This is a genomic window from Stenotrophomonas sp. 99219_Sma (genome assembly GCF_056480785.1).
The window spans coordinates 2,659,728-2,674,229 of record NZ_CM151117.1 but is presented as its reverse complement, the minus strand read 5'-3'; the positions used below and the strand labels follow the sequence as shown (position 1 = coordinate 2,674,229).

13 protein-coding genes are annotated in these 14,502 nt (G+C 66.8%); 4 read left to right on the top strand and 9 right to left on the bottom strand.

Annotated elements, in window-relative coordinates:
• Positions 1-100 precede the first annotated feature (100 nt).
• Entirely contained in the window at positions 101-571 is a 471-nt protein-coding gene (gene mntR / locus ACZK13_RS12270) for a manganese-binding transcriptional regulator MntR (RefSeq protein WP_006372477.1), read from the top strand.
• A gap of 184 nt (positions 572-755) precedes the next feature.
• On the opposite strand, the gene ACZK13_RS12265 is transcribed toward mntR, so the two are convergent.
• From ACZK13_RS12265 to fabR, 4 genes are all read right to left on the bottom strand, one after another.
• Entirely contained in the window at positions 756-1,304 is a 549-nt protein-coding gene (locus tag ACZK13_RS12265; protein WP_253143730.1) for a thioredoxin-like domain-containing protein, read from the bottom strand.
• Entirely contained in the window at positions 1,294-3,453 is a 2,160-nt protein-coding gene (locus tag ACZK13_RS12260) for a TonB-dependent receptor plug domain-containing protein (RefSeq protein WP_253143731.1), read from the bottom strand. Before ACZK13_RS12260 ends, ACZK13_RS12265 begins: the two co-directional genes overlap by 11 nt.
• A 259-nt stretch (positions 3,454-3,712) precedes the next feature.
• Positions 3,713-6,079 (bottom strand): autotransporter family protein, encoded by a 2,367-nt coding sequence (locus ACZK13_RS12255; protein WP_253143732.1) that lies wholly within the window; start codon positions 6,077-6,079, stop codon positions 3,713-3,715.
• Between the two features lie 440 nt (positions 6,080-6,519).
• Complete coding sequence (gene fabR, locus ACZK13_RS12250; protein ID WP_005409961.1) at positions 6,520-7,176, bottom strand: HTH-type transcriptional repressor FabR; 657 nt, start codon at positions 7,174-7,176, stop codon at positions 6,520-6,522.
• Between the two features lie 92 nt (positions 7,177-7,268).
• On the opposite strand from fabR, the gene ACZK13_RS12245 reads away from it, so the two are divergent.
• The gene (locus ACZK13_RS12245) at positions 7,269-8,339 is read left to right on the top strand and encodes a ferredoxin reductase (protein ID WP_253143733.1); all 1,071 of its coding nucleotides are present in this window, start codon (positions 7,269-7,271) and stop codon (positions 8,337-8,339) included.
• An 11-nt stretch (positions 8,340-8,350) separates the two neighbouring features.
• Positions 8,351-9,499, top strand: coding sequence for a fatty acid desaturase family protein (locus tag ACZK13_RS12240; protein WP_088026244.1), 1,149 nt, complete (start codon positions 8,351-8,353; stop codon positions 9,497-9,499).
• Positions 9,500-9,504: 5 nt separating this feature from the next.
• Here the strand turns inward: ACZK13_RS12240 and ACZK13_RS12235 are convergent, their stop codons facing one another.
• From ACZK13_RS12235 to ACZK13_RS12215, 5 genes are all read right to left on the bottom strand, one after another.
• Entirely contained in the window at positions 9,505-9,840 is a 336-nt protein-coding gene (locus ACZK13_RS12235) for a tetratricopeptide repeat protein (RefSeq protein ID WP_032129997.1), read from the bottom strand.
• Positions 9,840-10,415, bottom strand: a complete 576-nt coding sequence (locus ACZK13_RS12230) for a flavin reductase family protein (protein WP_033833194.1) — start codon at positions 10,413-10,415, stop codon at positions 9,840-9,842. Before ACZK13_RS12230 ends, ACZK13_RS12235 begins: the two co-directional genes overlap by 1 nt.
• On the bottom strand, positions 10,412-11,041 hold the full coding sequence (locus ACZK13_RS12225; RefSeq protein WP_049401323.1) for a superoxide dismutase: 630 nt from the start codon (positions 11,039-11,041) through the stop codon (positions 10,412-10,414). The genes ACZK13_RS12230 and ACZK13_RS12225 overlap by 4 nt, the downstream gene beginning before the upstream one ends.
• Before the next feature lie 284 nt (positions 11,042-11,325).
• A complete protein-coding gene (locus ACZK13_RS12220; protein WP_253145027.1) occupies positions 11,326-12,846 on the bottom strand; it encodes a thioredoxin family protein in 1,521 nt (506 codons plus the stop codon).
• A gap of 119 nt (positions 12,847-12,965) precedes the next feature.
• Positions 12,966-13,415 carry a GNAT family N-acetyltransferase gene (locus ACZK13_RS12215; protein ID WP_253145029.1) on the bottom strand — a complete coding sequence of 150 codons (450 nt, stop codon included), beginning with the start codon at positions 13,413-13,415 and terminating at the stop codon, positions 12,966-12,968.
• Between the two features lie 66 nt (positions 13,416-13,481).
• Between ACZK13_RS12215 and ACZK13_RS12210 the strand changes: the two genes are divergently transcribed.
• A complete protein-coding gene (locus ACZK13_RS12210; RefSeq protein ID WP_253145031.1) occupies positions 13,482-14,417 on the top strand; it encodes a TIGR03571 family LLM class oxidoreductase in 936 nt (311 codons plus the stop codon).
• The last annotated feature ends 85 nt before the right edge of the window (positions 14,418-14,502 follow it).

Below are 14,502 nucleotides of genomic sequence, written 5' to 3'. Positions count from 1 at the left end.
CCTGCTATAGTCATTAGCAATGTGAAACAATCGTCTTTATCGCGTTACTGGTCCAGAATTCAGGTTCAACACCGGAACAACCGGAAGGACAGGCGCAGGCGTGGGCAAGACCGACGATTCGACATCGCTGAAAAGCACCCCCTTGATCGAGGCCGAGCGCCAGGTCGAGAGCTTCCGGCAAGTGCGCGAGGCGCACCGGATGGAGCTGGTGGAGGACTATGTCGAGCTGATCTCGGACCTGCTGGCCGACGGCGGCGAGGCCCGCCAGGTCGACATCGCCACCCGGCTGGGCGTAGCCCAGCCCACCGTGGCGAAGATGCTGCGGCGGCTGGCCCGTGATGGCTGGGTGGTGCAGCGGCCGTACCGCGGCGTGTTCCTGACCCCGGAAGGCGAGGCGCTGGCGCATGCCAGCCGCCAGCGCCATCAGACCGTGGAGCGTTTCCTGCTGGCGCTGGGCGTGGACCCGGATACCGCGCGGCGCGATGCCGAGGGTATCGAGCACCATGTAAGCGAGCAGACACTGGCGCTGTTCGAAGCGTTCGTGCGCAAGGCCGAGGGCGAGGCGCCGTAACGGTAGCGCCGGGCCATGCCCGGCGGGTGTCCGTGTGGTGGCGGAATCAGGTGTTCTGTAGAGCCGAGCCATGCTCGGCTGCCGTTCGCGCGGTGATGGAATCAGTCGAGCATGGCTCGACTCTACAAATGCATCCACGCATGGCGTGGATCTACTTGCGGAATCTGCTTTTGTTCGAGCGACCCTACAATCCAGGCGGACATCGGGCCTGCTGCTGCGCGCACGCGTGTTTCGCCCATTCCTTCAACACCGGTTGCAGGCCTTCGTAGCGGCGCCCTTGCCAGCCATTGGCCAGCACCCTGCCGTCGGCATCGATCAGCACCAGATTCGGCGGTGCCAGCCCAGCCAACGCCTGCAGTGCCGGCATGCGCGCGGCACGGCGCGGGTCCAGCACCGGCCACGGCATGTCCTGCGCGTGCATGTAGCGGCGCAGCGCGGCCTCGCTCTCATCCAGGCTGACGTACACCACTTCGGTATCGGCGCCGGCCTCGCGCAATGCGTCACGCACGCTGCGCAGTGTGGGTACGAAGGCATGGCAGGGCGCGCACCAGTCGGCGCCGAAGTACAACGCCACCAGCTTCGGTGGCGATGACCACTGCATCGGCCGCAGCGAGCGCTGATCCGGCCGCACCAGCGAGGCCGAGACCTGCGCGTGGAGGTCCGCAGCCATCGCCGGTGCGGCCAGCAGCACGGCACAGGCCAGCAACAACGCTCGTAGCGGCTTAGAACGCATAGCGCAGGTTGACGTACCACGAGCGCGCGAAGCGCGGCCCATAGACATAGTCGCTGTCACGCAACGCACCCACCTCCAGATCCTTCTGGCGCTGGTCGAACACGTTCTTGACGCCTGCGGCCACCGACACTTCCTGCTGCGCCTGCGCGCCCAGGTGACGGTGCCAGCGCGCACCCAGATCGGTCACCAGGAATGAACGCGTGCGGTGCAGTTCGCCCAGCCGGTTGTTCAGCACCGACATCGGCCCGGTGTGGCGCAGCGCGACGAAGGTCTCCCACGGCTCGGCCGGCATCCAGCTGAGCTGGGCCAGGCCGGTCCAGCGTGGGGTCTTCAGGTAGTCCCGGCTTTCGATCACGGTGTCGCCGCCGTCGCCGGTGTCGTCGAAGATGCGCTGCGGTTCGCGGAAGCGCGAGCGGTACCACGAGGCACCCGCGGTCAGGCGCCACTGTGGCGACGGCTGCCAGCCCAGGTTGGTTTCCGCCCCCAGCACGTTGGAACCGGACGCGTTGTAGCGCAGCTGACTGAGCTGTCCGTCATCGCCGCGCTGGATCTCGCCCAGTGCGAAGGTGTCGCGGATGCGCGCATACGAGGCGGTGGCATCCCAGCTCCACACCGGATTGGCCGGGTCAGATCGCCAGTCGAAGCCGAACAGGGTGGTCAACGCGCGCTCTTCCTTCAGGCCGTCGGTGTTGCGCACGCGCACCTGTTCGCCACCCAGCGTATCGACATGCACATCCTCGACGAAGATTTCCGGTGCACGGAAGCCAGTGGCAACGCCTGCCCGCCACTTCAGGTTGGGCGTGGCCTGCCAGGCCAGCGCGATGCGCGGCGAGAACACCGCGCTGTCCAGCTCCGAGCTCTTGTCCACGCGCGCACCCAGCACCAGGTCGACGTTGTCGCGCAGGCTCCACTCGTCCTGGATGAAGGCGCCCAGGTTGTGGAAAGTGGCATCCTCCAGCACTGCCAGGCGCTGCCCGTCACCGGTGCGGTTGTCGTCGCGCAGTGACTCGTGCTTGTACTGCACGCCGAAGGCCAGCGCGTGCGCACCCAACCGCCAGTTCAACTGACTGTCGATGTAGTGCAGCGGGTTGTGGGTGCGGCCGTACTGGCGCCATGAGCGTGAGGCGGCGCTGCCGGCTACGTTCGGATCCAGCTGCGACGGGTCATAGCCAGGCGCAGACGGATCGGTGACCACATCGCCCAGGCCGCCATAGAAGCTGTCACGGTCGATGTCGGCGAAGGCATAGGCCAGGCGGAAATCGACGTCGGCATTGATCTCCTGGTCCCACGACACGCTGCCGCGCCGGTACTTCGTATCCAGCGATTCGGCGATGTTGGCCAGGTACTCGGGCTGGTCCAGGCGGTTGCCGCCGCGGCGGGTTTCATCGGTCAGTTGCAGGTCCAGGCGCAGCCGTGTGCCCGGTGTGGGCGCATACCAGGCCTGCAGTCCGCCGACCTTGAGGTTCTTACGGGTGATCTCGGTGTAGCCGTCACCGTTGTAGTCGATGCCGCTGTTCCAGTTGCGCTGGGCGATCACCGACAGACCGGCATCGGCGTCCTTGGCCACCAGGTCGAGGCGCACATCGGCGTTCTTCTGCGGCGTGCCTTTCAGCACATCCACGCCGGCTTGCACATGGCCACCGCTGCGCGCCGGCAGCGGCGGGATCAGGTTGATCACACCGGCCACCGCGCCCGGGCCGTACAGCGCCGAGCCGCCGCCCTTGACCACTTCGATGCGGTCGACGAACCCGGCCGGAATCTGTTCCAGGCCGTACACGCTGCCCAGCGTGGACAGCAGCGGGATGCCATCGAACAACAGCTGGTTGTAGGCGCCGGGCAGGCCCAGCAGCTGTACCTCGCTGGTGTTGCAGTTCTGGCAGTTGCTTTCCACGCGCAGGCCGTTGATCAGCTCTGCGGCACGCGAGAAGTCAGTGGCCGCGCGCAGCGCGATGTCTTCCTTGCGCAGCACTTCTGTGCGGATCGGGACATCGGACAGCAGGCGTTCGCTGCGGGTTGCAGTGCTGACCTTGACCTGCACACGGTCCAGCTCGGTCGGCTTCGGTGTGGCTGCCAGCGCAGGCAGCGGCAGGGTCAGGGCGATGGCGGCAGCCAGAGGCAGCCGGCGGGAAAGGGGTCTGGAAACGGGCATGAGGGCGTCGTCCTTGGGAGAGGAAAGGCGGCGAGGGCGACCTGGCTGACGCATATGAAAGCAGAGGCTCATAGATATAGCAACGGCTATATAAATAAGTCCGTGCAATCAAGAAGCCGAAAGCAGGATCAGAACATCGCGGACGACGGTGTTATAACATTACAATTGAGCGCCAGAACCCTGCCGGATGTCATGCCCGGCAAGGTGCGAGGGAAATCGAGAAACGCCGCCCTGGGCTGGTCCCAGGGCGGCGAGGGGCTTACCAGGCGGCGCGCAGGCCCACCTGGGCACCGTGGTTGCGATAGCCGCTGTCGCCACGCTGTACACGCAGGTCACCCCATGCGCTCCAGCGCTGGCCCAGCTGAAGCTGGGCACCGGCCTGCACTTCGTAGCGGTTCTCCGGCGTCTTCGCGCTCAGCGACTCGCTGTTGAAGCGCATGGCCTCATCGCGCTCGCCACGCAGCCAGTTCGCCGCCAGGAACGGCTGCACGCGGTTGGCCTGCAGCGTGCCCTGGCCAAACAGGCGTACGCCGAGGCGGCTGTTGAGGCCGCCGCCGCGACCATCCTCGACCGTGGTGCCATTGTTTTCGACCAGGCTGTCGCCGTCGTAGTCGGTCCAGGTCAGCTGCGCCTGCGGCTGCAGGTACAGCGTGCTGGCCTCACTGCTGCGGATGGCCCAGGCATATCCGGCTTCCAGCGATGCGCTGCGGGTCCTGGAGTCGTAGGTCTCGCGGGCGATGCCTTCGCCCTGCACCTCGTTGTCGAAGCGTGCCGCCTGCAGCCAGCCGTCCACATACAGGCCGGCACTGCTCTGTGCATCCTGCACCCAGCCCAGGTAGACACCGGCCGACTTGCCCTTGACCTTGCCGCGGGTGCCATAACCGCTCAGCGTCGACACCGCCTGCGTGGTCGCCTCGCCGGTGCCCAGCATCACGCCGACCTGGCCACGGCCATCGCCCCAGCGCCAGACATCGCTGCCCAGCTGCAGGGTGTTGATGTGGGTACGGGCGTCAACCTGGCCGGCCACGTTCGCCTGCAGCTGGTCACGCCCGGCGCGCACCCAGGTGCCGATGCGGGCGCGGTCGAAGCCGGGCTCGCCGCGGTCGTGGCGGCGCAGCTGGAACATCTGCACGGCCGCGGCCTGGTTGGCCAGGTACGCGCCCGGCTCCGGACGCAGCACGGGGACCGGATCGACGGGATTGACCGGGTCCACCGGATCGACCGGATCGACCGGATCGACCGGGTCAACAGGATCGACCGGGTCAACAGGATCGACCGGGTCAACAGGATCGACCGGATCCACCGGACCAGTGCCCTGGCACTCCGGCAGCGCCGGATTGATGTCGCACGGATTGCCGGTGTAGGCCGAGGTCAGGTACCAATTGCCGTTGGTCGCGCCCGGAGTGCCCTTGCGCAGGAAATACTCGTACATGCCGCCGATGGCGCGGCCCTGCATGGCGAAGGTTGCGGTGGAGGTGCCATCGACCTGCACCAGCGGAATGCCGTTGATGGTCTGCGCACCGGCGCCATTGATGTTGTTGACCACGATCCGGGTGCTGCCGCTTGCATCGCCGGTGACGTGCACCTTCGAAGTCGGCGCATCGTCGGCGGCCATCACCGTATTGAAGTGCAGCGTGCCGCCCTGGCCGACATAGTTTCCGTTGACGGTCAGCTGGCGGAACTCACCCGGCCCGAGCAGGATGTCGCTGCCTGCACCCAGAGTGAGATTACCGGTGTTGCTGTCGCCGGACAGCATCCAGCGACCGCCCTGGTCGACGATGACGTCGGCCGGGCCGAGGATGCGGCCGGTGAGGTCGAGACCGTTGAGCAGGCTGATCTTTGCGGTGGCTGTATCGGCGATGGTGATGTCGCCGTTGAGCGTGGAGGTGCGGGCGGTGAAGTCGAGCAGGGCGTTGTCGCGCGCTTCGATCATTACGCCGTTGCCGCCGGTAAGCGTGGCGCCGTTCTGAGCGGTGATGCGGACAGTCTCGTTGATGTCACTGCGACGGACGAGGATGGCCGGGCCGCTACCCGACTCCACGCGAGAGGCGTCGATGAGGACGCCCCAGGTTGCCTGATTGTCGGCACGTCCGGATGCGGTCGAGTTGTAGGAGATGTTGAGGCCCGACGTGTCTCCGATGACGGTTGATCCTGCGCGCAGGTTGACCACGGCACCGCCGATGGAAATACCACTGGTACCGCGGAATGTGCTTCCCTGCGACTCCAGTGTGGCGCCCGCGTTGGCGCCCAGCCCAAGCAGCCCCGAACGGCCGAAACTGCTGCGGATGGCGGTCAACTTGCTGCGTGGGAGCGAGTTGGCACCGACATCGGTTGCAAGCGCGAACCGGCCATTGATGGTGGAATCCTGGATGATTGCCGTGCTGTTGCGGAGCCCGTTGGTCACGGTGCTCCCCGCCGTGTTTACCGTTGCATTGCTCAGCAGCAGCTGGGCCGGATTGCCGCTGCTGTGGGCGGCCTGAATCTCTCCGATGGCGGCACCGTTGACGATGAGCGTACCGCCCGAGACCTGTGCAGCGTCCCCTTCGCGTGGATCTCCTGGGTTGAGGGTCACGGTCTGGCCGTTGCCAACAAGGATAATGGCCTGTGCGTTTGGCGTAGCGGCCAACAAAAGGCTTGTGGCAATTGCCAGCCCCAGCGGGGCGCAGGTGAAAGAAGTGGACGGCGTGAACTGCATCATGCGCATGGGTGTTTCTCCTTGAAGCTTATTGGGGTGGACCTGCATCCGCAGGACCGGAGGCGGCACTGTGCGGATCGGGTCTTGCCTGGGCCATGCAATTAATCTGAAACGACTGCAGCGGCACTTGCCGGATTCAAACCCCGTTCAATAACTCACCAAACTGAATGGAGCGCGTGGTCTGAATAATTCAGCGTGCGTGAGAGCGCAGTGAATGGCGCGTGCAGGATGCTCAAGCTGCGCATCTGCAATCTAGATCCGTGACAGCGGCCACAGTTCATCGGCGCCGTGGCGCTGCGTGGCGGGCTTCATGGAGCTGGGGCGGGTCAGAGCCCTTTCCTCTGGAAAGGGATCCGACTCAGGGGCCTCGATCAGCCGCGGCGGAACGCGGCGGGGGTACGGGCGCCGACGATGATCATGCGGATCATCGTGGAGATCTGTTCGACCAGCTCCGGATCCTTCTCCGGTGGCAGGTCCATGGCGGTGGCACCCATCGCGAACACCAGCCGGGTGATGGCCTTGGCCACCAGTTCCGGGGCATGCAGTACGGCGCCATCCAGTGCGGCCAGGCGCACCAGGTCGTGCTGCAGCTCTTCCTCGAAATAGTGCAGCTCGCGTTCGACCGCGTGCTTGAAGTCGTCCGAGCCGACCGCGCCCTCGCGCAGCAGCACGTGCAGCAGCTTGTCGTCGGCGCGCAGCTGTTCCATGAAGGTCTCCACCGAGACCCGCACCACGCTGGTGGCGGTGGAGGTAGCGCGCTGCCGGGCCTCGCCGATGATGGTGCGCAGCGAGCGGCCGGCCGCATCGATCAGCGCCACGGCCAGTTCGTCCATGTCGCGGAACTGCCGGTAGAAGCTGTTCGGCGCGATGCCTGCCTCACGCGCCACTTCGCGCAGGCTGAGCGTGGACAGGCTGCGGTGCGGCCCGATCAGTTTCAGGGCGGCTGCCAGCAGATCCTCACGGCTCACCGTACGGCGGGCCGGGCTGTTGGCATCTTCGGGCGTCGACAAGGCGGTGGCGGCGGCCATGGGGGTTCCGGTGGGGCGAGGCTGAATCATACCCAATCCGGTTCAATATACACATGTATACACAGGTGTATGTGCGCCCGTATAGTGCGCCCATGAGCGCTGTCGTCCGTCCGTCCCTGTTCTCTCCGTACCGCTGGGTCTCGCCGTCGCTGTTCGATTTCTGGGCGGGCCAGCTCAATCCCCTGTGGACCCTGCGCGAGCCGGTGGCCCGCCTGGTCCGGCGCGAGCCGGCCGGCGAGGGCGCGGCGACCCTGGTCCTGCGCACCAACCGGCACTGGGCCGGCATGCGCGCTGGCCAGCACGTCACTCTCGGCGTCGAGATTGAAGGGCGCCTGTGGCAGCGCAGCTACAGCCCCACCGCACTCGGTCGGCGCGAGCTGGCGATCACCGTCAAGGCGGTCGATGGCGGCCGGGTCAGCCAGCATCTGGTCAATCATGCGCAGCCGGGCGAACTATTCCGCCTCGATGCCGCCTTCGGCGAATTCCATATGCCGGCCGCGGCGCCAGTGCTGCTGCTGGCGGCCGGCAGTGGCATCACGCCGATGCGCAGCCTGCTGCGCGACACCTGCCAGCGCCCGCTGGCGGCGCCGGTGGACCTGTTCTACTGGGAGCGCACCGCTGCCCATCTGCAGTTCCGTGATGAACTGCAGGGGCTGGCCGCAGCGCATCCGAACCTGCGCGTACACCTGCTGACCACCCGCGAGGGTGAGGTGCCGGCCGCGCGTATCGATACCCATGATCTGCAGGTGGCCGGCGATGACACGCCGTTGGCGCAGCGCCATGTGCTGGCCTGCGGCCCGGACGGCTTCGTTGCCGCCGCGCGTGAACGCCTGGCACATCAGGTGGCCGGCTTCCAGGCCGAAGCCTTCACCCCGCCGGCGCCGTTGCGCGATGCCAGCAGCGAAGGTGAGGTGTCGCTGACGCTTGCGCGCAGTGGCCGACAGTTGAGCGTACCGCGTGGCCGCTCGCTGCTGGAAAGCCTCGAAGCCCATGGCATCAAGCCCAAACACGGCTGCCGCATGGGTATCTGCAACAGCTGCAGCTGTGACCGCGTCAGTGGCGCCACCCGCCACCTGCGCACCGGCGACCTGCAGTCCGAATCGGCACAGCCGGTGCGGATCTGCGTGAGCGCACCGACCACCGACCTGACCCTGGATCTCTGAGGACGTCTGCCATGACCCGCGCTACCGACCGTGCCCTGAGCACCGCCGAGATGCATGCCTTCGGTGAGGAACTCGATGCGATCCGCGACCGTGTGATCGGCAGCCTCGGCGCCTCCGATACCCGCTACATCCGCCGCGTGGCCGCCGCCGTGCGCTGGTTCGGCGTGGGTGGCCGTGGCCTGCTGTTCCTGGCGGCGTTCTCGCCACTGTTCTGGATGCCGCTGCTGTGGCCGGCCGCGATCACCGGCACGCTGCTGCTGGCGCTGTCGAAGATCCTGGAGAACATGGAACTGGGCCACAACGTCATGCACGGCCAGTTCGACTGGACCGGCGACCCCAAGCTCAACGGCAACACCTACGAGTGGGACATCGTTGCCACCGCCGACAACTGGCGCAAGACCCACAATTTCCGCCACCACACCTACACCAACGTGCGTGGCATGGACGATGACATCGGCTACGGCCTGCTGCGCATCTTCCCGGAACAGCGCTGGAAGCCGTTCTACCTGCTGCAGCCGATCATCGCGCCGATCTTCGCGCTGCTGTTCCAGTGGGGCGTGGCCGCGCAGGACCTGCGCCTGGGCCGTTGGCTGAAGGGCCGCATCAGTGGCCGTGCGATGTGGATGCAGACCCGCCCGGTGGCGCGCAAGATGCTGCGCCAGGTTCTGAAGGACTACGTGTTCTTTCCGCTGCTGGCCGGTCCGTTCTTCCTCACGGTGATGCTGGGCAACCTGGTCGCCAACGGCCTGCGCAACATCTGGACCTATGTGATCATCTTCTGCGGCCACTTCACCGCTGAATCGGAAACCTTCCCGAAGGAGTGCCTACGCAATGAGTCGCGCGGTCACTGGTACCTGCGCCAGCTGCGCGGTTCGTCCAACATCAGCGGCGGCTTCCTGATCAACGTGCTGTCGGGCAACCTCAGCCACCAGATCGAGCACCACTTCTACCCGGACCTGCCGGCCAACCGCTATGCGGCCATCGCCAAGGAAGTGAAGGACATCTGCCGCCGCTACGGCCAGCACTACAACAACGGCTCGCTGCCGCGCCAGTTCGGCCAGGTGGTCTGGCGCATCCTGCGCCACGCGTTCCCGAGCAAGCCGCGCCGCCTGCCGATGTCGGACATCATGTCCGCACCGGCATCGGCCAACGCGGGCTGATCGACTCAGCCCGCTTTCGCCAGATCCGCCTGCTCGCGGTCCAGGCGTCGCAGGAATACCTGCATTTCCTTGCGTGCCTGCTGGTCGCCCTTGCTGCCGGCCACGCTCAAACCGCGTTGCCACGCTTCGCGCGCCGCCTGCGGCTGGCCACTGGCCAGCCAGGCCTTGCCCAGCAGCTTCCACGCTGCCGAATACTGCGGATCAAGGACCACGCAACGGCCCAGATGGGTCGCTGCGCGCACCGGGTTGCCGGCATCCAGCCAGCCCTTGCCCAGGCCGAAGCGCAGCAGCGCGCCGTCCTTGCCGCTGGCCAGCATGCATTCCAGAGCCTCGATGTTCATCAGCGCACCTCCACCAGCAGCTCGGCCGGTCCCGGCTGGAAGCGGCCGCGATGGAACAGCAGTGGCGCGCCGCCGTTCTCGTGCACTTCGATGATGCGGCCGGCCAGCAGCAGGTGATCGCCTACCGGCCACTGCGCATGGCGGGTGCAGGTGAGATGCGCTACCGCACCGGCGATGCGTGGCGGGGCGTCCTCGTCGTCATCCAGCAATGCCAGACCGTCGAAGCGGTTGCGTACCTGCGGATCGGCAAAGCGCCGGGCCAGTGCTTCCTGGTCGGCCGCCAGCACGCTGATCGCAAAGCGGGTGGCGCGCTGGAAGGTGGAAAGACTCTGCGCGTGCAACGCCAGGTTCCACAGCACCAGTGGCGGCTGCAATGACACCGGCACGAACGAATTGATGGTCAGGCCGATGGGCTTGCCCTGCGCATCGCGTGCGCAGACGATGGCCACGCCGGTAGGAAAGTGGCCGAGCAGCCGCCGCAGTGCGCGCGGCGGCATCTCGACCGACGGCACCGGGGCCGGGGCGGGGAATACCCCCGCCCACGGCCCGGCGTACGGCAGTGTCTCGCCGCTCATGAGGCCCTGGCCTGGCGGTAGCGCCGGCCGACCTCGGCCCAGTTGATGATGTTGAAGAACGCACCGATGTAGTCCGGGCGGCGGTTCTGGTAGTGCAGGTAGTAGGCGTGTTCCCAGACATCCAGTGCGAGGATCGGGGTATTGCCGGACAGGCCGACCGTAGCGCCCATCAACGGGCTGTCCTGGTTGGCGCTGCTTTCAACCTTCAGGCGGCCGTCGCGATCGCTGGTCAGCCAGGCCCAGCCACTGCCGAAGCGGGTCTGCGCGGCCTTGGTGAAGGCCTCCTTGAAGGCATCGAAGCCACCCAGATCGCGGCCGATGGCGGCGGCCAGCTCATCATCGGGCGTGCCGCCGTTGGCGCTGAGCACGGTCCAGAACAGGCTGTGGTTGGCGTGGCCACCGCCGTTGTTGCGGACTGCGCCACGCTGCGCCTCGGGCACTGCATCGAGGTTGGCGATCAGCGCCTCGACCGGCTGCTCGGCGATGCCGGCCTGCTCGATGGCGGCATTGAGGTTGTTGACGTAGGTCTGGTGGTGCTTGCTGTGATGGATTTCCATCGTGCGCGCATCGAAGTGCGGCTCGAGGGCGTCATAGGCATAGGGGAGCGGGGGAAGCGAGTACGACATCGAAGCAATCTCCGTGGGGAAGGCCAAGAGGGCTGGCCGTGGGGAGACTGTTATCGCACCTCAACAATGGTTGAGGTCAAGAGATCAAGAGGTCAAGGCCGAGGCATGGTAGTGCCGGCCGCTGGCCGGCATTCAGCGAAGGTCGGGTTGCCGGCCAGCGGCCGGCACTACCAGAACCCGCTTTCCGAACCCTCACCGGCGCGCTGATGCGCTGCCCCCACCCCCTCCCACACGGATCAACAAAAGCGCCGGCAGGCGAACCCGCCGCCAGCGCTTTCATCAACTCAACTCAACCAGTCCTTGCACGCGCCATCCACCTGGTCACCGCACGCCTGCTGCATCCGCTGCTGCAGCCGTGCCAGCGTCTCCGCACCCTGGTGCTTGCCGCTCCACGCCTTCAACTGCCCGGCAAGTCGCTCGAAGCGCTGGCGGGTGCGCTGGTGGTAACCCGACGGCTGTGCCTCCAGCTCGGCGATCAGCGACGCGGTCGCCTGCTCGATGCGTGGTGCATCGTCCGGCGCCAGCTTCAGCAGGCCTTCCACGTACAGCACGCCCCACTGCACGCGGGTGGCCGGGCCCTGCGCACCATCGTAGGCGCGCTTCAGCCACTCCAGCGCGCCGGCGGTATCGCCGCGCTGCTCGGCCAGTTCGGCCAGTTCGGGCATGTAGTAGTACGGCTGCTCGCTGCGCTTCAGCTCGGCCAGCAACAGCGCCTCGGCACCCGCGTCGTCACCTACCTGGCGCAATGCGTACACCGCGCTGCTGATCGTGGCCTGGCGTGCATGCGCATCGGTGGCGGTGGCATCGGCAGCGGCCACGCGCTGCTTGACCCGCTCGACCAGCGCCGCGGGCAGTGCGCCCTTCGGCTGCTGCTGGCGGGCCAGCGATACTTCGGTCAGCGCACGCGACAACGCGTCGTCGGCGCGATCACCGCGCTCGGCATCGGCGCGCTCCAGTGCGACCAGCAATTGCTGGCCCAGGGTGTTGGACGTGGCCGGGCCTGCACTGGCCTGCTTGACCAGCTGCACACCTGCATAGCCGAGCAACTCACGGTTGCGGCGCACTTCCGCCGGTTGTGCCAGTACGGCCTGCAGCAGCTCGCGCACTTCGGTGGGCGAGGTATCGGGCTTTTCGGCTGTAGCCAGAGCCAGCAGGGCGAAACGGCGCTGCAGGGCGGCGTCGGGTGCCGCCCTGGACAACTGGCGCAGCACATCCTGGCTCCTGCGCTCGCCGGCCAGGCGGTTGGCGTCCACTTCCCAGCCATAGTCGCCCAGCACCTGCCAGTCTTCGGCGGCCAGCCGGTCCGGCGTTGCCAGCGCGGTGGCCAAGGTGGCGGCAACAGCACTGCGGCGGCCTGCAGCGACGGTCAGGGCCCGGGTCAGTTCGGCGGCGTCATTGCCACCGGCCACGCGGGTGATTTCGTTGCGCTGTGGGTCCAGCACGATCAGGGTCGGATAGCCGCGTACGCCGAAGCGTTCGCCCCAGGCCTGCGCACCTTCCTCGTCGCCATCCAGGTAGACGGGAACGAATTTGCTGGTCAGCGCGATGAAGGCCGGGTCCTTGAACAGGCCCGCCTTGAGCTGGTTGCACGGCGGGCACCAGACCGCACCCCAGTACAGCAGCACCGGCTTGCCGCTGTCGGCGGCTTCGGCGAAGGCATCGTCCACATCGCCCTGGCGCCAGGCGATGGCGGATGCCGGCGCGGGTGCCTCGGCAGAGTTGGCGGTGGATACCGGGGCCGGGGTGCAGGCGCTCAGCGCCGAAGCCAGCAGCAACACGGAAAGCGCGACGCGCATCGGCAGCATCTCGAAGGGCAGGGTGACAGGCCATTGTAGGAACCGCCGGGGAGCCTGCTGATTCAGTTTGCTTATGACAGGCGTGCCGCAGGGCATGACGCCCACCGGGCATTGCCGGGCGGATGCCTTCAGGCCGCTGCCCGCACCATCTGCTGGTACACCAGCCCGTTGAACTCGCCGACCTCCCCATCCAGCACAAAGCCATAGCGCAGGTAGGTAGGCACTGCGTTGAGCGAGGCGCGCACCGTCAGTACCGGCTCGCGTACCTGCGGCAGCACGGCTTCGAACAAGGCATGGCCGATACCTTGGCCCTGGCACGCGGGATCGACGAACAGCATTGCCAGGTGCCGGCCCTCCTTCAGTTCGACCATGCCGATTACGCGCGCATCCTGTTCGGCCACCAGGATGTGGTTGTCACCCTGCAGGCGCGCACCAAACGCATCGGCTGCTGCGACACTGCCGAAGGCGGCGATGCCGGCCGCGCTGAGAGACGGCGCCACTGCCTCGTTGAACGCGGCCAGGCATACCGCGCTGATCGCAGGCAGGTCATCGGCGTGGGCAGGGCGGATCCTTGGCATGCAGTGTTCTTCCTGTAGTGGGCGGCGCATCATCGTTGCCGCAGACCTGCAGGCTAAGCTGGCGTCATGAGTGAATTCAATCCCGCCCATGCTTCGTTGTTTCCTCAACAAGGACTGAGCCTGGGCCTGATGACGCCGGTTGCGGCGCATGGACTGGCCGACCCGGACGAGGCGCGGCGCATCGCACGGCTGGCCGATGATCTTGGCTTCGCCGCGCTATGGACGCGCGACGTGCCATTGATGGTGCCGCAGGGCCCGGATGCAACAGCGAGTGCGCTGGATGACCCGTTCCTGTGGCTGGGCATGCTGGCTGCAGCGACAGAGCGCATCGTGGTCGGCAGCGCAGCCATTGTGCTGCCGCTGCGGCAGCCGTTGCAGGTGGCGAAGTCGGCGCTGAGCCTGGATCGGATCAGTGGCGGGCGCTTCGTGCTCGGGCTGGGTTCGGGTGACCGCCCGGAAGAATTTGCCGCGTTCGGCGAGGATCTGGAGGGCAGGGCGGCGACGTTCCGTGAGCGTTGGACGTTGTTGCGCGCAGCGCTGTCACCGGAGACCGATGAGCGGACCGCCGTACTGCAGGCGACCGGTGGTTTCGACGTGCTGCCGGCGCCGGCAACGCGCATTCCGATGCTGGTGGTGGGTACTGCGCGGCAGAGCCTGCAATGGATCGCGCGTGAGGCCGAAGGCTGGGCCACCTATCACCGCGAGGAGGTTGCGCAGGAAGGGCGCATCGGCCTGTGGCAGCAGGCGCTGGTGCAGCGTGGCGGGGCAGGCAAGCCGTTCGTGCAGTCGATGCAGCTGGACCTGCAGGCGGATCCGCAGGCGCCCGCCGAGCCATTGCCGCTGGGCCTGAAGGTCGGCCGCGATGGGCTGCGCGACTATCTGCGGCGCGTGCATGCGCAGGGCGTGGCGCATGTGATGTTCAACCTGGTCGACAACGGGCGGTCGATGGACGCGGTGCTGCGCGAGATCGGCGAGCAGGTTCTGCCGCACGCGCTCCGGTAGGTGTCCACCTTGGTGGACACGTTCCAGCAGTCGAGCACGGCTCGACTCTACATGGGGTTCGCATCTGCGTATCATTCGCATTTGA